Genomic DNA, 20,068 nt, shown 5'->3' on the forward strand with positions numbered 1-20,068 from the left:
GCGGGGAAAGAGGAAGAAGGAAAGAGGAAGAAGGAAGGAGCCAGAAGAAGTGTTTTTACAAATATGAGATGCTCCCGGACAAGCGCAACTACATACCTAAAATTTAAGCTTTATTTGTGACAATTGTGTAAGTCTTATATTTAATCCTAATCCAACGGAATTGCTAGCAAAAATTCCGCACTTTTGCGCGGTTGGGAAATACACGATAGCGCTCTTTTCACTCGCGAAGTTTGTATTTTTTGGGAGGCAGATTAAAAAATCCTTCAACTCATCATCATTAGCACCCGCAGAAGAAGTGCACTTAGGTACGGAATGTGCGATCGCCAAGTAAATATGCGTAGAGGTCTTGCCGAGCGCACTCCGATGGAGGCAATTTCTCGGCATCTAGGACAATTTCTCGGTATCTGGGAGAATTTTGAGAATATGGTGATCTATCCTCTCTAGTTCAATAAGGTAAAAATGAGCATCAGACCAAATTTCAGATGGTTTTCTTCAGTGGCGAGTGTTTTGGGTTCGATTTCGATTAATCCTTTCAGCGGCGCGACATCTTCTGTAAAAGCTGCAGAAACGGTTGTTGTCCGCAAAGGTATTTTAGAATCGTCAATATCGGTTGCGGATTTGCGCGAACTAGCAGAAACAGGAAAAGTCCCGGGCAAACTGCAAGCTTATGCCAATCTCCTGTCTGAGGAACAGCGGAGTAAAATTTTTCGGGCGCTGCAAGCGAAAATTCCCCTAAATGTAGTCGGCCTGAGCAACTTGCTCAATACGGGCATCGGCACTGCCATCCTGACGGATTTGACTACAGTCATACCCAGGCGCGACGGTGGGGGTGTGGAAGCGCTGCGAGCGGCTTTGGTGCAGGGAGCGAACGCGCCGGAAGGCTTATCGGTATTGAGTTTCCTTGAATCTTATCCGAGTTCGCCGGTGGTGGTGGATCTCGATCGAGCTTTCGCAGTTTTGGGAAATATGAACGCAAGTTTTTGGCAAACTCAGCGCTTTATGGCAGCGATCGCACCTCAGTTAGCAGCGGTTAAACCCGCGTTTAACCTGCCTTTCGATCCCACCCAGCCCGGTTCTAATTCCGTGCGGGTACGGGCGCTAGATTTGAACGATAGCGCCCGCAATCGGCGTATTCAAGTCGATGTTTATTGGTCGAAAGCTGCGACGGCCGACAAACCGACGATCGTCTTTTCTCACGGGTTGGGCTCCGTGCGCACGGATTTGCGCTACTTAGCCGAGCATTTGGCGTCTCACGGCTATGTGGTAGCTGCTTTAGAACATCCGGGCAGCAATGAAACGAATACTAATGCTGCAATTGCGGGTAAGTCTCCCTTGCTAGCTCCTCAAGAGTTTTTAGACCGTCCCAAAGACATCAGTTTTGTACTCGACGAACTGACAAAATTGAACCAAACTGATGATAATTTGCAGGGGAAAATCGCGATCGACCGATCGGTAATAATTGGCTATTCCTTCGGCGGCGCCACAGCCTTGTCCGTGGCCGGCGCCGAACTGCAATTGAGCGGACTCAAACAGCGGTGTCAGGGGGATTTGATTGGGTTTAGCTTGGGCGAAGGCATTCAGTGCGCGGCGGCCGGATTGCCCGAAGAACGGTATCAATTGCGGGATGGGAGGATTAAAAGGGCGATCGCCATGAATCCGATCGCATCATTATTATTTGGAGAAACGGGTTTAAGTGCAATTCAAATCCCCACATTAATAGTAGCATCTTCTGCAGACAAAACAACTCCCGCCTTAGCCGAACAAATTGCCGGATTCCCAAAAATTCCATCTCCCAAATGGCTAGTCGGTTTTGTAGGAGGAACCCACTTAAGCGTCAAAGATCCGAGTACAACTTTAGACCAAGTTCGCAGGCCGAACACAGTAATTAGCGGCGATGAAGTTGTGGGCGACCGAGCTGCTAGCATACGCAATTATATTAAAGCTGTAAGTTTGGCTACCGCCGCGCAACTAACTGCCGAAGCTGACAAATATGCAGTTTTTCTAACGCCCGAATACGCGCAATTTGCTTCGACCAACGCAATTCCGGTGCGGCTGGTAACAGAAATTCCCCCTGAAACTAATGCAGTTATCCAAACTTTCATTCAACGAAATAAGTAGTGATTAGTGATTAGTGATTAGTCATTAGTCATTATTCATTAGTCATTAAGTAATATGATGTCCGGTCGATTCCCTCCGCTTCGCTTCGCCCGAAATTAGGTAAGGGCGGGTAAACCTGCCAATATCTGCCAACAATCTCCAATCTCAAAAACCCGCCCAGGCCGGGATATTACGGTCAATCGATCGGACATGATATAATATCAAATCCGGTGACATCGGAATTGATATTACCCACAGTCAGGACACCGCGCCGTGCCGTTTTCCTACAATTAATCGGGCGATGGTTACATCTTTCATCGAAGAAGATTGATGATTTTGGGGCACGGCCGTGTCCGAGATTGCTGAGGTGTATTTTTATTCTTGAGCCGTTGCTGATATTTTTTGTCCGTGCCAGGGCAAAATATAACAAACTGCTTCCCAAACTCTACTCCCAAACTGCCATGCCTAAAAAAAATCTTATCCCGCTATTGCTTCTGTTGGCAGCCCTGTTTACCCTTTACGGTGACACTTTAACTTTTCTCCCCAAACCTGTAAGAGATACTAGCGTGGCAAGCCGAAAGTTCTTCGTCGGGTTGTGGCCAGATTGGTTGAGGCCGAGAGATTTCAACGAGAAAAGGCAACAGGATATTGATAAATTGCAAAAAAGTCCTAGCCCGAGTCGATAGTTTTGAGCTACCAGCGAGAAACCCGGTTTCTTTAACAATACCTAGCCATTTTCTTGTAGCTTGGGTGAAGCGAAGCACAACCAAACAAGACGATTTGAGATTGTAGATTTTAGATTTTTCCTTCAATCTCAAATCGATTTAACTTGAGATTTTAGATTTTCCTCCCAGCGGTAAGGTGTGCATTGCACACCCTACAGATAGAGGTTATGCGTCCAGGACTATTTTAGATCGAGCCTCCCATCTAAAATCTAAAATCTAAAATCTAAAATTGATTAAGCGTGCTTTTTCAACCAGCTAAACATAGCTCGCAAATCTTTACCAACTTCTTCAATAGGATGTTCTGCTTCCTGACGGCGCATGGAGGTAAAACCTGGCTTGCCGGCTTGGTTTTCCAAAACGAATTCGCGGGCAAATTGGCCGGATTGAATTTCGCTGAGAATTTTACGCATTTCGGCGCGGGTTTGATCCGTGACGATGCGGGGGCCGCGAGTTAAATCGCCGTATTCTGCGGTATTGGAGATACTGTCGCGCATTTTGGCGAGGCCTCCTTCTACTACTAAGTCAACGATAAGTTTAACTTCGTGCAAACATTCAAAATAAGCTAATTCCGGTTGGTATCCGGCGTCAACTAAAGTTTCAAATCCAGCTTTAATTAATGCGCTCAAACCGCCGCACAAAACTACTTGTTCGCCAAAAAGATCCGTTTCTGTTTCTTCGCGGAAAGTGGTTTCCAGGATGCCGGCTCTGGTGCCGCCGATACCTTTAGCATAGGCCATTGCCCGATCGCGCGCTTGACCGGAAGCATCTTGATATACTGCAAACAAACTCGGAACGCCTTCCCCTTGTTCGTAAGTCCGGCGCACCAAATGTCCGGGGCCTTTGGGCGCAACCATTACTACGTCTACATTGGCAGGGGGAACAACTTGGCCGAAGTGAATGTTAAAACCGTGAGCAAATGCTAAAACATTTCCTTCTGAAAGGTTCGGTTCGATTTGTTCTTTGTAAATAGTTTTTTGAACTTCATCGGGCAATAAAATCATGATGAAGTCAGCGGCGGCGGCTGCTTTGTCTACCGGGTGAACTGTTAAACCCGCGTCGGTTGCTTTGGCGGCAGATTTGCTACCGGGATACAAACCGACAACGACATTCAGGCCGCTGTCTTTGAGGTTGAGGGCGTGGGCGTGTCCTTGCGAACCGTAGCCGATGATAGCAATCGTTTTGTTGGCTAAGAGGTCTAGGTTAGCGTCGGTGTCGTAATACATACGGGCCATAGTGCTTGTTTCCTGAGATGCAAATTGGGTGATTGACTGCAAAACTCTCATTTTATCAAGGTAGGGTACTTTTTTTGCATAATTTTTTTGGGTTAAGATTTGGGCGGGGGAAAATAAAGGTCGATCGCGCTGAATTTAGCAGGGTTTGTCGCCGAGTCTGCGATCGTCAAATATAATTGTCAATAGCGTGCTGTGCATTTGGAAAAACCTCACATCTTGCACCATTCTCAAGAACAGGTAAGATGCCTGTGAAGCGAAGAGTGAGTTTTATTGTGGAACAGGCATCTTGCCTGTTCATAAAAAGCTTATTGAGAATTGTGCAACATCTCAGAAAAACGCAACTAACTAACTTTTTTCAGATGAAAATAAAAGCAATACATCATGTGGCGATTATTTGCTCGGATTACGAAGCCTCGAAAAAATTTTATGTAGAAGTATTGGGATGTTCGATTATCAAAGAAACTTTCCGAACCGAGAGGAATTCTTACAAACTAGATTTGCGAGTCGGCAACGGCGACACCATTGAGCTTTTCTCATTTCCCCATCCTCCTGAAAGAATTAACAATCCTGAAGCTTGTGGTTTGAGACATTTAGCTTTTGCAGTTGAGGACATAGAATCATCCGTTGCTTACTTAAAATCCCAACAAGTAGAAGTAGAAAATATTCGCCTTGACGAGATTACCGAAAAACGGTTTACATTTTTCCGAGATCCCGACAACTTACCGTTAGAAATATATGAAAGTTAAGGAGTATCTCTATTTTGTCAAGCCGTTATTAAGTCAACCAGTCCGTAGTGCTGACTATACAAACTGCAATCATTCATTCCCAATCTAAAATCTAAAATCTAAAATCTAAAATCTAAAATTGTATAATGGACTCTATCATCAGAAACACAATCACGGTCGGATTGCCGACTTTAATGCTCTTTATAGCCATAGTAGCTACAGGGAAAACAGGTGACGCAGCCGTTTGGTCGGGTTTGGTCAAAGTAGGTGGTTCCTTTGGTATGCTGATCGGTTTAGGTGTGTTGGTATTGGCAGGATTTGTTGCCAATTCGTTTAGTTATTTTGTGATAGATAGCTTGCTGGTGAGATTTTATCAAAAGCGGCGAGAGTTGCACCCGCCAGAACAACTGGTAAGAGAAATTGATAAATTGCCGATTACTAACGACCTTAAAATCAAGCTAAAATGGGCGGTGATGCACAGCATACCCAACAAAAACCTTAGCTTAAAGCACGTAATTTTAAAATGGTTTATTATCGCAGCAACTGTAAATGCCCTATTTTCAATAGTCGGTTATTTAGGAAAAATCAACATTTTTTTTGAATTGAGTTCTCATTTTAAACTACAATATCTGCTGGTTGGTTTCTCTACTTTGATATTCTTCGCTCTGGTGCGCTCAAAAAAAAGATGGTTGCTGGTGAGCGCATTTTGTATTATCCTTAACTTGGCGGAAATTGTTCCTTGGTATTTTCCAGCGCCAGCATTTGCAGGAGCAACTCCCGCACACAACTTGCGGATTTTGCATTCAAATGTTTTAACGAGTAACCGACGCTATTCTGAGGTGATCTCGCTGGTTAAAGCAGAACAACCTGATATCGCGGTTTTTGTAGAAGTCAGCCCATCTTGGGCAAAACAGTTAGCAGTTTTAAGCGAGATATTTCCTTACTCTTGCCATTATCAAGAATCTGAGAGATTTGGCAGTGCAATATACAGCAAGCTGCCTTTAAACAATCCTTTTGTTAAAGCCTTTTCAAAGCAAAGAAAGAGCTTGTTGGCGGATGTTCAATTTCAAGGTAAAATCATTTCTTTGATTCTTGCTCATCCGACTGTGCCGATCAAACAGCACAGTTTTATCGATCGCAACCAACAGCTAACAGCCATCGGCGAGTATGCAGGCCAAGTAAAAAATCCGCTAATTGTGGTTGGGGATTTCAATACCACAATGTGGTCGCCATTCTACAAAAATATGGTCAAAACCGGAAACTTGCGAAATGCGCGATCGGGCTTTGGCATTTTACCGACTTGGCCGACTTTTATGCCGCTGGCTTATATTCCGATCGATCACTTTCTAGTCAGCAAAGAAATTGGTGTTTTAAAGATTCGTACTGGCCGCAATGTCGGTTCGGATCATTTGCCGTTAATTACAGATTTGGTCATTTGAAGGCCGGATTCGATATTTTCTAACAAATTATTGATTAACTGTATCTGGTATTGCTGAATATTTGTCTGTAGCGGCTCTTTGCTGTCTTGAAAACAGATAACTTTTCCGGCGATTTCCTTGTAGTGTTGCAGCATGGAAAAAGTATCGGTGCTGAAGCGAGCGAGATAGTTTTTAGCAGCCTCGCTGCAAATTTCCTTTACTTGATTTAGATAAGCTTCTGACGATTCAGGCGGCTTTTCATACCCAGTTCTTTTATTCAAAATATAGCTAGCACCGCCGACTACTGCGGCTCCCACAGGCCCGCCCAACAGCCAACCTAAGCCGGTGGCGATCGCCACTGGAGTCACTTCGCTGTCGATCGACTTTTGTGGTGGAGGTGGTGGCGGTTCCGGTAAGCTGACTTGCGGGGCTGGAGGAAAGGAAATCAAAAGTGCGATCGGCTGTTCTTTCTCAAAGAATTCGCAAGCTTGATTTACCCATTCTGCGATGGTTTGCTGCTGATGTAACGCCTCTCGCTGAAATTTTAGCTTCCACGCATCAAAACTCCCTTCCTGAAGCGACAGCGCCATTTCCGATTGATACCGCTGTAAAAGTGTGGGCTGGTAAAGCCAAATCTCGAAGTCAGAAACGCTGGCTTGAAAGCCTTTTGATATCAATTTTTCGGCTTTTTGTTTAATTTCAATTTTGTTTTTGTGCTTTTGTTGAGCTGCGGCTATTTCTGCGGTGACAGTTTCAGATTTCCCTCGGAGAGATTGGCAAATTTTAGCAGCTATAGCTTCAATTCTAGGCAACTTAACTGCTAGTTGTTCTTGTTGAGCTGCCACAATACTTTGCAAAGCCGATTCAAACGCGGCAATTCCTGTAGTTTGGGCGGCCGCCACATCTCCTTTCAGCCTCGCCCTCAAAGCCGGCAAAGCATCGACGCGGTAGATATTGCTGATATTGTTCGGCAAATTGGAGCGAAAACTTTCGGCAACAAACAACAACCGATTGTATACTTGTTTTTGGTCGTCTGGTTCGAGTAGATTGAGAAAATTGGCAACAAAGAGTACAGTGTTGATGTGGCGATCGCTCAACCAATCTCTTAAATTCTCCCGTTCACCTAAAGTCATCAATTTGCGAGCATCTAAAACCTGCACAACTAAATCAGCCGTTAGCAATTTATCCCGAACCAAATTATCCTGTTCTTCCCGGTCATTGGTTCCCGGCAAATCCAGCAATTCCACACCTGTTTTCAGGAAGGGATGGGGACAATAAACATTCACCGCGGCCACATCATCCCGCATTTGTCTCGCGTCATCAAGGATGGCATAGCGTTTCAAAACATCAGTCCCCGGTTCGCTAACTTCCGTGCCGTCTTTCAGGGTAATTTTTGCGTGCAATTCCTCGCCGTAGTTGACATAAATGGCAGCACCTGTAGTGGGCACAAGGTCGATCGGCAAAGCACGATTTCCAAGCATTGCATTGAGCAAAGTTGACTTGCCGTAATTAAACGGGCCAAAGACAGCAATTTGAAAAGTTGGTTTGGCGAGATAGTCGCAGATTGAGGTTGTATCTCGATACAGTTGCGAGTTTTTGTCAAGTTCGAGAATACCGAGTGCTGATTTGAGATAGTCGGTCAGGTTTTGATAAATTTCGGGTTGTTGCATATTGTTGTTTTATTTCATCTAGCTGATGCTAGGAAAGCTTGATATAGCGATTCAATACTCTGCGACTCGGCAGAAACATCAGCCTCCAATTTTTTCAACCGCTCAGATTCAGCCTGACAATTAATCTCGCGAGATTCCTTTTGTTCGAGCAAATTATCTAACTCCGCTTTCCGAGAATTAATATCCGCATTCATGCGATCGCCCACTTCCCGCCCGTAAACATCAAAACACTCTTTCACAGCATCGTGAATCGGCTGCCACTGCTCTTGAGCCACCTGCGGCAGATATTTCACCAACTCTTTTTTCGCCGCTTTCACTAACTCTTTGCGAGCTCCGTCTGCTTGCAAAAACCCAACACCCATCCCCAATAAAGCCAAGTACAGCGGTCCCAAAACAATCCCCGTCAAACTAGCAAGAATCGTACTAACGCTTAACACAGTAATTAAATTCAGCAAGATATTTTTCCAATCAAAACCCGCTCCTGCCATTGCTACGCCCGCCAGATTTCCGGTCGTTAACGAGAACAATCCCATCGCCCATTTTGCCCAAGCTGGCGAGTTATCTTCGTTGGAGTTACTGACTGCTGCTGGTATTTTTTGCCCGGTCAGTTTTTCGGTGATTTTTTCAGTCACTTTCGTGTAAGATGCTCCGTAATTTGCCGCACTTTTCGATAGCTGCGAAAATGCTGAATTCATCTCTTGTTCTGCTGTGAGAGTCCAAGCTGCTAATTTGTCGTTGATGTACTGTTCTAATGCTCGTTTTAGCGATGCTTCAAAGGCTTCTCGCTTGCCTTGGCTGAAGAAATCCAGAAATTTCAGATCCGGTTGATACCGCAAGAAATCTGTTTCAAAGGTATTTTCTAAATTGAGAACGTAGGCGCGGAAAGAATCTGCGATCGCCCGCGATTTACTATCTCTAACGCTGATAATTTCTTGTTGAAATTCATCGCGAATCTGAGTCAGCTTTTTAAACTCCGGCTCAACGGAATTAATCTTTTCTTTCAACTCATTGACATCGCGATCGAGTAATGGTAAACGGCGTCCAACAGCTTCGCGGACGCGAGCAGAAATTTGACGCGCCAGAGTCCTCGCCGGACGCAATTCTGAAATCGCTCTTTCCTGCGTCAAAAACGTATTCAGTGCCGCCATGAACTCGGGAAAACCAGTTCCTGCCAAATCCGCATCCGGGTTTTTGATCCGCAACCTGAGCGCCTTAATTGAGCTAATTGCAAACACTCGCTCGTCGTAAATATCGTGTCCTTCTGTTAAACAATATTCAGCCAAATTAGCTTGAAAAACCCGCCGCAGTTTCCCTTCTGCTTCTGCTAATTCTTCAGGATCGTCCGGGTCAATCAAACTTTCCCGCACCTGATCCCAAGCATTAATCAGAAAGAAAATGCTCAAACCGCGATTTTTGATGTAATTTTCTAGATAGCGTCTTTCACCCATCGTGCAAGGCTGAGTTGCCCTGAGCACGAACAAAATAGCGTGGCAGTTGTTGATGTAACCGAGAGATAATTCATTGCGGGCTTCTGTATCGTTAAGTCCGGGACTGTCTACTATTTCTATGCCTTTTTCCAGCAAAGGTAAGGGATATTCTACTACGGCGCAGTCGATATCGGGAAATGCTGGTTTCTTTTCTGCTTCTAGGCGTTTTGCCTCAGCGGGGTCAATTGTGTAGTTCTGTTTAAAACTTTTAAAATCGAGCTGTTTTGGGCTTTTACCGTCATTGAAATACACGGTAACTTTTTTTTCTGAACCGTAGCGCAAAATCGTCAGCAAAGCTGTACAGGGATTTACATCGCTGGGCAGTAAGTTTTCGCCGATTAAGGCATTGAGAAAAGTGCTTTTACCGCGTTTCATGTCGCCTAGCACTAGCAGCCGAAAGACTCCTTGGCGCAAGTTGTTGCTGGCGATATTGATGTCGGCGCTGTCGGTTTCTAAACCTAGTTTTCCTGATGCTTCCACTGCTGCTAATTCTGATTGGTTGATTGCTGCCGCGATGTTGCTGAGGCGAACGGCAATTTCTCGGCGGACGGCGGCTACTCGCTCTAAATCGTTGAGAAAGTTGCTAGTTTCTACTTTAAGGTTCATGGGTATTTCCTGATATTTTCCGGCTTGACATTTTCAACTTCTGTGTTCTTCAATAAATATTTTGTAAGCGATCCAAGCAATGCCTCCAACTATCAGTGCGCCTGCCAGCCAAGATGCTATGCGAACTGCAACGATAACAGCAATGACAATACCTGTAAATTGAGCGGCTGCTATAATTTTTCGACGCCACTGTTTGAGTTTGCCGTTAACTTTGCTGTCTGGTTCTTCGTACTTGCTCGTTAGATATTCGGGGACTGAGCGGTCGATTTCGGCTTCTAGTTCCCGGAGCCGAATTTCTTGTTCGCGCTTCCGCAGTTCTTGTTCTTTGTGCCGGAGTTCTCTTGCTTTTTTATCGGGAGAGTTCATGAATTTTACCCTGTTTGCTAGGGGAAAAGTGTGTTATTTATTTTCTATTTTGCAAAGCGATAAGTTCTCTACGACTGTAACTCACGTTTTCAGCCGTGTCGAGAGATGTTAAGAAATTTTAAAAAGGGCGATTCCCTACGGGATAGCTACGCTTCACGACTAATTAAGCCGATCGCGCTAGACTAGGCGCTGGGAATCATCAATATCCTTCGGGCCCGATAGTAGTGCGATCGCACTCAGCTTCCGACAGATCGACCAAGCGGGAGCGAAATAAGTTGCAGCCTGCTAATTTAGCTTTAGTTAACTTTGCTTGTTCCAAATTAGCTCGGCTCAAATCCGCATATCTCAAATCGGCATTCGTCAAATCTGCATTGTACAAATCCGCCCCTTGCAAATTGGCTTTCTGCAAATTTGCACCTTGTAAATTGGCGTGGCGCAAATTTGCTCTTGATAAATTGGCTCTTGATAAATTAGCTTGCGACAAATTGGCTTGATAAAGTTTAATATCCCCCAATTCAGCATCTTGCAACTCAGTTTTATAAAGATTGGCTTGAGTCAGATTTCCGTAAGGCAAATAAGCTCGCCTCAGAACGCTATCAGAAAGATTTATTTCTGGCAAATCTGCTTGAAACAAGTTATCTTCACTTAAGTCAACGGCGTTAAAGTTTCGCTTGCCCTCAGCGTACTGAGCGAGCAATTCCTCAGCGCTTAGCTTTTGCATTTTCACCCCTTCATGACGACAGCTACTGCAGTCAATCCATAACGATAATTAATGGTTGCTATCCTGCGTATTTATACCTAGGTATTCTTTTATGTTAAGCTTATGTAACAAAGGTCGCATTTTTTCTAAGATTTTTTTTATATTTGTAGATTTGTGCCTTGCTCCACCAGTAACCGGTCAGTAATGTCAAGATCGATAAACAAACCAAAGCCAATCCTCTATTGAAATATGCCAGAACTTCCTCTCTCCTTTGCTCAGCACTACCACGAACGGACAAAATACGACCCTGAAACCATTGCTGCCAAAAGCAAACGGCTAGATTGGACAGAGCAACCTGTGCCTTTCAAAGAATATAAAATTGGAGCGTGTTTTGACCTCAAGCCTTATCTAAAAGACCTCTCGGAGGAGTCCGAGACCACTGCGGATGACCGTTGGTGGCACCGATTGTCCAGCTTGTTGCTGTGCAGCTACGGGTTGACGGCGAAAGTGCAGACGCTAGACGACAGCTACCTGTATTTGCGATCGGCACCGTCGGCGGGCGGGCTCTACCCAGCAGAGGTTTATTTGATATCCCGCGGCACTGCGCAGTTGCCGGCGGGACTTTACAACTATCAGTGCAGAACTCATTCGCTGGTTCATTTTTGGGACAGTCAAGTTTGGCAGGCCTTGCAAGCAGCTTGTTTCCAGTCGCCAGCGCTAGAAAATACCCAATTGGCGATCGCCATTACGACTGTTTTTTTCCGTTCTTCTTGGCGTTACGAAGACCGAGCTTATCGGCGAATTTTTCTAGACACCGGCCATTTATTGAGCAATATCGAGTTAGCTTGCGCCATCAACGATTACCGACCTCACCTGATTGGAGGATTCGCCGACGAAGCTCTCAATCAATTGCTATACATCGACTCGGAGCAAGAAGGAGCGATCTGTTTAGTGGCTTTAGCCGACTTGCTAGATATCGACCAAAACTTGCCAAAGTTCAAAACAGCTTTGCCCGGAAACACCGCCACAGATTACCCGCAACTTTCCGAAGGTCAACTGTTGGCATACCTCCACAAAGCAACGCAGTTAGAATCAGATACCACCGGAGCGGATGGCTGGAAATTTAATGAAAGTGAAGGGGAATTAGACGATAAATACAACTTTCCCTTTTGTACTAAAGTTTCGACTGTCACTCCTTCGATTCCTTGGGGAGTGAACCTGGAAAATTTAGGAAGCACGATGCTCAAAAGGCGTTCTACCCGTGCTTATACAGGTGCTTCTTTGAGTTTGGGCGAACTGCTAGCCTTGCTCGATTTTACTTACCAGCCACAGCACTATATCGACCAAGGATTAGACGCTGCTCCCGACTATTTCGATCTGAGTTTGATCGAAACTTTTATTGCTGTTTCGGGAGTGAATGGGCTAGAAGAAGGCTGTTATTATTACGCTCCGAAAGCTCAAGAATTGCGGCAAATTCGGTTTAAAAATTTCCGCAGGGAGTTGCATTATTTGTGTTTGGGGCAAGACTTGGGCAGAGATGCGGCGGCGCTGTTGTTTCACACGGCGGATTTGAACAGGGCCGTAGCAAAATATGGCGATCGAGTTTACCGGTATTTGCACATGGACGCGGGTCATTTAGGCCAGCGGTTGAATTTAGCAGCGATTCAACTGCGTTTGGGTGTCAGCGGTATCGCGGGCTTTTTTGACGATCGCGTCAATGAGGTTCTCGGTATTCCTGCGAGTGAAGCTGTGCTTTATATTACAACTCTGGGAAGACCTCGATCGTAAGAATGAGCCAATCGATTTTAGATTTTAGATTTTAGATTTTAGATTGAAGGATTGGCGTTGCTGATTTACGGTATGAACCACTCAATCGATTTTAGATTTTAGATTTTAGATTGAAGAATTGGCCGGGCTGATTTACGGTACGAACCACTCAATCTGCAAAAAATCAAACAAGCGAGTCAGTCAATCTCCTGCATTTTCAAGTTGTAGCGCTAAAGTCAGCATTGTCAACCTGCAACATAGAGGTTTTACGTAAGTTTTACAATTGTTATTTGCCAATGCAAAACCTGCTAAATATTCGATCTAGCACTGATTCTGTCACTTCTTCGCCCGTAACTTCACCCAATGCTTGAATTGCACCGCGCAAATCTATTGTCCAAAAATCTAAAGGCAATTGGTTGCTAATAGTCTCCGTGCATTGTTCCAGAGAAATTTTAGCTTTGGTTAACGCCGCTGCTTGTCGCTGGTTGATTGCTAAATCTGAGTTTGCTGCTTGCAAATCTCCCCCGCTGACGGCATCTAAGATTGCTGTTTCTAAGTCTTCTATGCCTCGTTCTAGGGCGGCGGCTGCGGTAACTATGCGGTGAATTTCTGGGGTAAAAGGTAAATCGGGAATTGTTGTTACTAGGTCAATTTTGTTAATAATTATAATTAGCTGGCGGTGCTTTACTTGTTCGTAAATTTCCGAATCGCCCTCCGTCCAACCAGATGCCGCGTCAATTGTCAACAGCACTAAATCGGCTTGTTTTGCTGCGGCGCGCGATCGCTCAACGCCAATTTTTTCTACCTTGTCTTCGGTTTCTCGAATGCCCGCAGTATCGAGCACCTGCACCGGAATTCCGCCCACAACTAGCTGCGATTCTACCACATCCCGCGTCGTACCGGGCAAATCCGTGACGATCGCCCGATCGCTCTTACTCCACGCATTCAACAAACTCGACTTTCCGACATTCGGCCGCCCGACAATCGCTACTTTTAAACCAGTTCTCAACAATTCTCCGCGATCTGCGGTTGCCAAAATTGTTGACAATTCCTCCAAAATATGATTTATTTCCAAAGAAGTTTTAGCTTCATCTAAAGGCGGTAAATCTTCTTCAAAATCAATTCTTGCCTCAATTTCTGCGAGCACGTCCAAACAAGTTGTTCTCAATTTGCGAATTGGCTGCGCTAATTTTCCTTGCAAAAGGGCCAAAGCACTTTGTGCAGCAGCGGGCGATTTTGCTCCCACCAAATCTGCAATACTTTCAGCTTGAGTTAAATCCAGTCTCCCGTTCAAAAAAGCGCGCAGCGAAAACTCTCCCGGCTGCGCCAATCTCGCCCCATTTTCCAAACACAACTGCAAGACTTGCTGCACGGCCATAATCCCGCCGTGACAGTGAAATTCCACCACATCTTCCCGAGTAAAAGAACGCGGTGCTTTCATGATTAGCAGCAAAGCTTCATCGACTAATTCTTGAGTTTGGGGGCGGCGGATGTGGCCGTAAAGAATGCGGTGAGACTCCCAAATTTGCCGTCCTGGGGCGCGAAACAGAGTTTCGGCAATTTTTAAGGCTGCGGAACCGGAAACTCGCACAATGCCGACGCTGCCTTGTTGGGGAACTATGGCGGTGGCGATCGCTGCGATCGTTCCTCCTTTTGTTAATGATTCAGACATTTTTATTGTTCACACATTTAAAAGTTCTCTCAATCTCCTGTTTTTGAGTATCAGGCAATTGCTTCTCGGTATTCGAGGATATAAATCTCTGGTTCGTCATTCAAAAAATTTAAATTCCCGCCCTTTTGGGCAAGCTACACGAGTTTCATAGTCAAAGAGCAAAGGAGATTTTGTAATCTTTTTCCTGCGATCGCTAATTGATCGCCTGCTGCGAGAGACAGGATAACTTGAATTAGGGATTCAACCAGTTGTACGTTCATTTGAGCCACCTCTGCCCCGGTTGTTAAATTATACAGTTTTCATTGAGAGGATAAACAATTTCAGCATTTTTTTTCTAAGATATTAGAAGAGCGTGGCTACAGCGCTGGACTTGGCTCGCCAATCCCATCGCCCGTTTGCTCAGTCAGTCGATTTTAGATTTTAGATTGTAGATTTTAGATTGACTCCACAGATGAATCGGGGATCTTCAACTCGGGTCTAAAATTTGGGGAGGCTAACGACTCCTGTTGGAAAGCAACTATCCGTTTTTGGGTGGGAGTCACGGCTCGATCGAACTTAAATTACTCAGCCAAATATTTTGGCTATTCTGATTTCATGCGATAATGGAAAATTGACCGAAAGCATCCAGGATACAAGCCCCCGGATTCATCCGTCCAGAAATAAAAAACCTGTATCCGATGAAACTTGTCCCCAGAATTTATCTGTGGGGTCAATGCTTCAATCTAAAATCTAAAATCTAAAATCTAAAATCGATTGACAGGGTAGAGGGCAAAGCATGATTGGTCAACTTCTAGACAGACGTTACCGCATCATTAAAGTCACAGACTCAAGTGAGGTGGGAAAAACTTATCTAGCAGCAGATACTCACCGTCCCGGGTATCCGCAATGCACGGTTAGAGAAATGCGACTCCCCGGCACAAGTTCGCAAACTCCAGAATTAGTCAAAGTTATATTTCAAAGAAACGCAGAAATAATTGAAAAATTGGGGAAACACGACAAAATTCCCGAATTATTGGCGTATTTTGAGGAAAATCAAAGTTTATACTTAATAGAAGAATTTATTGCCGGATCACCTTTAAGTCAAGAACTAATACCCGGTCAACCTTGGGATGAAGACCAAGTAATTGGTCTGCTATCAGAAATATTAGAAATTTTGGTGTTCATACACGAGAAAGGTTTCATTCACCGCAGAATTCAACCAGACAGAGCGATCCGGCGCGAGTCAGACGGCAAATTTGTATTGGTAGACTTTAGCTTAGACAAAGAAATTAACCCGGAACTTGCTAACTGTCATTTGTTGTCGCCAACTTCCCCGAACTCTGTTAAACGGCATGAGGCAAAAAAACAGGATTTGGGGGCCCAGGAGTTATACCTGCCGATCGAGCAATCGATCGGCAACCCCCGTTACAATAGCGACATTTACGCTCTAGGTACGATCGCCCAGCTTGCCGTGACGGGACTCTCACCCAACGAACTGAGTGCCTTAAAAAACCACAAAAGCCAAATTCCGTGGCGAAATCGGGCAACTTGTTCGGCAGCCCTAGCAGATATTATCGATCGAATGGTGCGCCCTGACTGCGAAGAACGTTATCAGGAGGCAGCCGAAGTTTTAGCAGACCTCAAACAAATCGCCGTAAAATTGGAGGTTGAGCCGCCGCCAGCCACAATCATCACGGACGCTATGAGTAAACCGCCGAGACAGCGCCAAACCAAACTGCTGCTGTTGGCTGCAACAGCGGCAGCTTTAATCTTGACAGCAATCATGATTTACTTTTGGCAGAGTCAAAATCCGGGGAGGGCAAAAGAATGGTTCGCCCGCGGGGTTGCCAAAGCGCAGCAAGGCGACAAAACAGGTGCGATCGCCGATTATACTCAAGCGATCGCCCTGAATGCCAGCGATGCGGAAACTTACTACAAGCGGGCAAACGCTCGCTACGACATGGGCGCAACGGAGCAAGCAATACAGGATTACACGCAAGCAATTAAAGTCAATCCCAGCCACACCAAAGCCATCTACAATCGAGGTCTGGCCCGCCGCGACACCGGCGACAAGCGGGGGGCCGTCGAAGATTTCACCCAAGTAGTGCGACTCAATCCCAGCGACGGTGAGGCATACTCTCAGCGGGGTTTAGCTTACTACGATTTGGGCGACTACCCCCAGGCAATTGAAGACTACACTCAAGCAATTCGGCTCAGTCCCAACGATGCTACAGCTTACAGCAATCGGGGTTTAGCTCGATCGGCAGCGGGCGACAAAACAGGGGCAATGGCAGATTTTACTCAAGCGATTCAAATTAGCCCCAACCAAGCTGGCGTTTACTACAGTCGCGGTCGATCGAGGTTTAATCTGGCAGATTATCAAGGAGCGATGGAAGATTATACTAAGGCGATCGAATTGCAACCAGATCTCGCTGATGCTTATACCAATCGGTGCAGCGCTTACTTAAATTTGGCCACCTACGACAAAGCGATTGCAGATTGCACCCGAGCAATTAGCCTCGCTCCCAAAGATGAAGCAGCTTACAACAACCGCTGCATTGCTTATCTGAATTTAAAACAATTTCAAAAGGCGAGCGAAGATTGCAGTTTGACGATCGGACTCAACGGCAACAATCCCAAAGCATACAGCAATCGAGGATTGGCTCGATTGGCTTCGGGAGACAAGCAGGGCGCTGTGGAAGATTTTACTCAAGCAATTCGACTCAATCCCAGCGATGCCGTAGCTTACAGCAATCGCGGTACTATTTACTCAGAACTAAAAAATTACCCTTTAGCGGTTGAGGATTTCGCTCACTCGCTGCGGCTCAACCCCAACAATGCTACCGCTTTTTACAGCCGAGGCCTCGTCCGCCGCCAACTCAAAGACCGTGCTGGGGCGATGGAGGATTTTCAGAAAGCTGCAACGCTGTTTCTAGAACAAGGAAGAGCGGATGGTTTCCAAAAGGCACAAGCACAAATCAACGATCCTAAATAAGCTATTAGTCGTCAGTCAAATGTTAAAAAAAGAAGGAAGAAGGAAGAAGGAAGAAGGAAGGAGGAAAGAGGAAGAAGGCCAAATTACCAATTCCCAATTACCAACTCCCAATTACCAATTCCCCGTTACCAATTCCCCATTACCAACTCCCCGTTACCAATTCCCCATTCCCGATATGAACATGGTTGGTCAACTTTTAGACAGGCGCTATCGCGTAGTGCAAATTCTCAGTTCAGGAGCTTTTGGACAAACTTATTTAGCTGTCGATACTCGCCGGCCGGGCCACCCTCAATGTGTAGTCAAACAACTTCGCCCTCCCAGCAACACCTCCACAGTTCTCAAAACAGCTTACCGCTTATTTAAACAAGAAGCAGAAATATTAGAAAAGCTGGGAAAACACGATCGAGTTCCATTTTTACTCGCTTATTTTGAAGAAGGAAATCAATTCTACCTCGTCGAAGAGTTTGTGCCCGGACACGCCCTAAATAGGGAAATTGTGGCAGGTCAACCTTGGCGGGAAGAAAAAGTGCTGGATCTGTTGGAAGAAGTGTTACAACTTCTCGCCTTCGTACACTCTCAGGGAGTGATTCACCGCGATGTTAATCCCTCCAACTTAATCCGCCGCAAACCAGACGGCAAATTAGTTTTAATTGACTTCGGCTCGGTTAAAGAAGTTGCGAGTCACGTCAGCGAGTACGATACAGAATTTCCGCGCACCATTGCTACTGGAACTCCGGCTTATATGCCGATCGAACAATTTCAAGGCAACCCGCAATTTAGCAGCGACCTCTATGCAGTCGGGATGATGGCCGTCCAAGCGATTACGGGTTTGCCCGGTACGGATTTGCCAAAATTGCAAGATCCGAGTCCTTCTCATACGGGGGAAATTGTTTGGCGAAACCGAACTCAATGTTCTGTGGGACTAGCAAATATAATTGACAAAATGGTCTGTCACCAATTTGGCAAACGCTATCAATCTGCTGAGGAAGTTTTGGCAGATCTCAGCAAGTTGAGGCACCGCCAAGAGCCGGGTAATAAGGCTCAAAAGAAAAGTATTTCTCCGAGCTTACTGTCTTCTAATAGTTTTTTGTCACGTTTGAACACTCGGTTTTGGTGGCTGATTGTAGCTGTCTTCGGGGTAGCAATAATTCTGGTATTTCTGTTTAGTTATTTGACCCGACCGAATCCGCTTAAAGCTAAGGAATATCACGAACAGGGAGTGGAAAAGTCTCGCAATCAAGATGCTGCGGGAGCTTTGCAAGCTTTTAATAAGTCAATTCAATTAAATCCTAACAATCCTGAGAGTTTTTATCGGCGGGGTAATGCTAATTATGATTTAAAACAGTATCAAGAAGCAATTGCCGATTATTCTCAGGCGATCGCTCTCAATCCTAAATATGTTCAGGCTTATTTTAACCGGGGGCTAGCCCGTCACGATTTTAACGACAAGCGCGGGGCGATTGAGGATTACACTCAAGCTTTGAATCTGCAGCCCAAGGATGCTGATACATATTATGAAAGAGGAGTTGCTTATTTAGAATTGCAAGATTACAAGATGGCTATTCAGGACTTTAACGAAGTAATTCGGTTGCAGCCGAACCTGGTTAAAGCTTATCATTCGCGGGGGTTGGCTCGTGCTGGGAGTGGCGATTTACAGGGGGGAATTGGAGATTATACTGAGGCAATTAAACTTGATGCTAAGAATGTTGATGCTTTTTACAGTCGGGGGAGAGCTCGCTTTCACTTAGGAGATTATCAGGGAGCTTTGGCGGATTATTCTCAGGTAATTGCGATCGATCCCAAGAGTGGAGATGCTTACGCTAATCGTTGCAGTACCCAGTTGAATTTGGGAGCCCATCAAGCGGCAATTGACGATTGCACTCAGGCAATTTCGCTGAGCGATGAGGATGGGGTTCCTTACAACAATCGCTGCATTGCTTATTTAAATTTGAAGGATTATCCGAAAGCAATTGCCGATTGCACTCAAGCGCTGACAGTGAATCCGAATGATTTTAATGCTTTTAACAATCGCGGTTTAGCTCGCAGCGCTGGGGGTGACGCGCAGGGGGCGATCGCAGATTTTACAGCAGCAATCGGGTTCAATCCCAACAATGCTGAAGCTTACGCCAATCGGGCTAAGATTTATCAGGAGTTAAAGAATTACAATAGTGCGATCGCCGATTACGTCCAAGCTATTCGGATCAGTCCGAATTATGCTGCTGCTTACTACGGTAGAGGCATGGTTCGCAGCTCATTGGGAGACAAAGCAGGAGCAATTAGCGATTTAGAAAAAGCCGGCAAAATGTTTCTCGATCAAGGACTTACTGGCGGTTACAAAGATGCACAATTTGAGATTGAAAAGCTTAAGTAGTCAATCGATTTTAGATTTTAGATTTTAGATTTTAGATTGAAGCATTGACCCCACGGATAAATTCGGGGGGCAAGTTTCATCGGATACAGGTTTTTTATTTCTGGACGGATGAATCCGGGGGCTTGTATCCTGGATGCTTTCGGTCATTAGTCATTAGTGATTATTTCTTGATGTTATATTTTTATCGGTCAAGATTTTATAATCTCAGATGGCGTAAGGGCTGGTTCACCCTAATCTTTAATACCAACAGAAAATGCA

General features: G+C 45.3%; 13 protein-coding genes. 6 read left to right on the top strand and 7 right to left on the bottom strand.

Features of this window, described 5'->3' with window-relative positions; translation table 11 throughout:
- Positions 1-459: 459 nt before the first annotated feature.
- Positions 460-2,118, top strand: a complete 1,659-nt coding sequence (locus tag QUA99_RS01635; protein ID WP_333236493.1) for an alpha/beta hydrolase — start codon at positions 460-462, stop codon at positions 2,116-2,118.
- 937 nt (positions 2,119-3,055) lie between these two features.
- On the opposite strand, the gene ilvC is transcribed toward QUA99_RS01635, so the two are convergent.
- Entirely contained in the window at positions 3,056-4,105 is a 1,050-nt protein-coding gene (gene ilvC, locus QUA99_RS01640) for a ketol-acid reductoisomerase (protein ID WP_333236491.1), read from the bottom strand.
- A gap of 308 nt (positions 4,106-4,413) precedes the next feature.
- On the opposite strand from ilvC, the gene gloA2 reads away from it, so the two are divergent.
- On the top strand, positions 4,414-4,800 hold the full coding sequence (gloA2, locus tag QUA99_RS01645) for an SMU1112c/YaeR family gloxylase I-like metalloprotein (protein WP_333236489.1): 387 nt from the start codon (positions 4,414-4,416) through the stop codon (positions 4,798-4,800).
- A 125-nt stretch (positions 4,801-4,925) separates the two neighbouring features.
- Positions 4,926-6,218, top strand: a complete 1,293-nt coding sequence (locus QUA99_RS01650) for an endonuclease/exonuclease/phosphatase family protein (protein ID WP_333236487.1) — start codon at positions 4,926-4,928, stop codon at positions 6,216-6,218.
- On the opposite strand, the gene QUA99_RS01655 is transcribed toward QUA99_RS01650, so the two are convergent.
- From QUA99_RS01655 to QUA99_RS01670, 4 genes are all read right to left on the bottom strand, one after another.
- Positions 6,185-7,867 (bottom strand): dynamin family protein, encoded by a 1,683-nt coding sequence (locus QUA99_RS01655; RefSeq protein WP_333236485.1) that lies wholly within the window; start codon positions 7,865-7,867, stop codon positions 6,185-6,187. The genes QUA99_RS01650 and QUA99_RS01655 overlap by 34 nt on opposite strands.
- Before the next feature lie 14 nt (positions 7,868-7,881).
- A complete protein-coding gene (locus QUA99_RS01660) occupies positions 7,882-9,960 on the bottom strand; it encodes a dynamin family protein (protein ID WP_333236483.1) in 2,079 nt (692 codons plus the stop codon).
- Positions 9,961-9,993: 33 nt separating this feature from the next.
- The gene (locus QUA99_RS01665) at positions 9,994-10,326 is read right to left on the bottom strand and encodes a hypothetical protein (RefSeq protein ID WP_333236481.1); all 333 of its coding nucleotides are present in this window, start codon (positions 10,324-10,326) and stop codon (positions 9,994-9,996) included.
- 199 nt (positions 10,327-10,525) lie between these two features.
- Positions 10,526-11,047, bottom strand: a complete 522-nt coding sequence (locus QUA99_RS01670) for a pentapeptide repeat-containing protein (RefSeq protein ID WP_333236479.1) — start codon at positions 11,045-11,047, stop codon at positions 10,526-10,528.
- A gap of 228 nt (positions 11,048-11,275) precedes the next feature.
- Here QUA99_RS01670 and QUA99_RS01675 point away from each other — a divergent pair, with 228 nt between their 5' ends.
- Complete coding sequence (locus QUA99_RS01675) at positions 11,276-12,814, top strand: SagB/ThcOx family dehydrogenase (RefSeq protein WP_333236477.1); 1,539 nt, start codon at positions 11,276-11,278, stop codon at positions 12,812-12,814.
- A gap of 265 nt (positions 12,815-13,079) precedes the next feature.
- Here the strand turns inward: QUA99_RS01675 and mnmE are convergent, their stop codons facing one another.
- Both mnmE and QUA99_RS01685 read right to left on the bottom strand, forming a co-directional pair.
- Positions 13,080-14,465, bottom strand: coding sequence for a tRNA uridine-5-carboxymethylaminomethyl(34) synthesis GTPase MnmE (gene mnmE, locus QUA99_RS01680; RefSeq protein ID WP_333236475.1), 1,386 nt, complete (start codon positions 14,463-14,465; stop codon positions 13,080-13,082).
- Between the two features lie 134 nt (positions 14,466-14,599).
- Positions 14,600-14,725, bottom strand: coding sequence for a hypothetical protein (locus tag QUA99_RS01685; RefSeq protein ID WP_333236474.1), 126 nt, complete (start codon positions 14,723-14,725; stop codon positions 14,600-14,602).
- A 515-nt stretch (positions 14,726-15,240) separates the two neighbouring features.
- On the opposite strand from QUA99_RS01685, the gene QUA99_RS01690 reads away from it, so the two are divergent.
- Positions 15,241-17,439 (top strand): tetratricopeptide repeat protein, encoded by a 2,199-nt coding sequence (locus QUA99_RS01690; protein ID WP_333236472.1) that lies wholly within the window; start codon positions 15,241-15,243, stop codon positions 17,437-17,439.
- A complete protein-coding gene (locus QUA99_RS01695; protein WP_333236470.1) occupies positions 17,396-19,810 on the top strand; it encodes a tetratricopeptide repeat protein in 2,415 nt (804 codons plus the stop codon). Before QUA99_RS01690 ends, QUA99_RS01695 begins: the two co-directional genes overlap by 44 nt.
- Positions 19,811-20,068: the final 258 nt, after the last annotated feature.

Source organism: Microcoleus sp. F10-B2, assembly GCF_036704965.1.
Classification (GTDB): domain Bacteria; phylum Cyanobacteriota; class Cyanobacteriia; order Cyanobacteriales; family Microcoleaceae; genus Microcoleus.

What these genes read in the sequence shown, in the direction of transcription:
- QUA99_RS01670 (WP_333236479.1), bottom strand. Translation starts at nt 11,047, where the DNA reads ATGCAAAAGCTAAGCGCTGAGGAATTGCTCGCTCAGTACGCTGAGGGC.
- ilvC (WP_333236491.1), bottom strand. Translation starts at nt 4,105, where the DNA reads ATGAGAGTTTTGCAGTCAATCACCCAATTTGCATCTCAGGAAACAAGC.
- mnmE (WP_333236475.1), bottom strand. Translation starts at nt 14,465, where the DNA reads ATGTCTGAATCATTAACAAAAGGAGGAACGATCGCAGCGATCGCCACC.
- QUA99_RS01665 (WP_333236481.1), bottom strand. Translation starts at nt 10,326, where the DNA reads ATGAACTCTCCCGATAAAAAAGCAAGAGAACTCCGGCACAAAGAACAA.
- QUA99_RS01675 (WP_333236477.1), top strand. Translation starts at nt 11,276, where the DNA reads ATGCCAGAACTTCCTCTCTCCTTTGCTCAGCACTACCACGAACGGACA.
- gloA2 (WP_333236489.1), top strand. Translation starts at nt 4,414, where the DNA reads ATGAAAATAAAAGCAATACATCATGTGGCGATTATTTGCTCGGATTAC.
- QUA99_RS01635 (WP_333236493.1), top strand. Translation starts at nt 460, where the DNA reads ATGAGCATCAGACCAAATTTCAGATGGTTTTCTTCAGTGGCGAGTGTT.
- QUA99_RS01685 (WP_333236474.1), bottom strand. Translation starts at nt 14,725, where the DNA reads ATGAACGTACAACTGGTTGAATCCCTAATTCAAGTTATCCTGTCTCTC.
- QUA99_RS01655 (WP_333236485.1), bottom strand. Translation starts at nt 7,867, where the DNA reads ATGCAACAACCCGAAATTTATCAAAACCTGACCGACTATCTCAAATCA.
- QUA99_RS01695 (WP_333236470.1), top strand. Translation starts at nt 17,396, where the DNA reads ATGGTTTCCAAAAGGCACAAGCACAAATCAACGATCCTAAATAAGCTA.
- QUA99_RS01660 (WP_333236483.1), bottom strand. Translation starts at nt 9,960, where the DNA reads ATGAACCTTAAAGTAGAAACTAGCAACTTTCTCAACGATTTAGAGCGA.
- QUA99_RS01690 (WP_333236472.1), top strand. Translation starts at nt 15,241, where the DNA reads ATGATTGGTCAACTTCTAGACAGACGTTACCGCATCATTAAAGTCACA.
- QUA99_RS01650 (WP_333236487.1), top strand. Translation starts at nt 4,926, where the DNA reads ATGGACTCTATCATCAGAAACACAATCACGGTCGGATTGCCGACTTTA.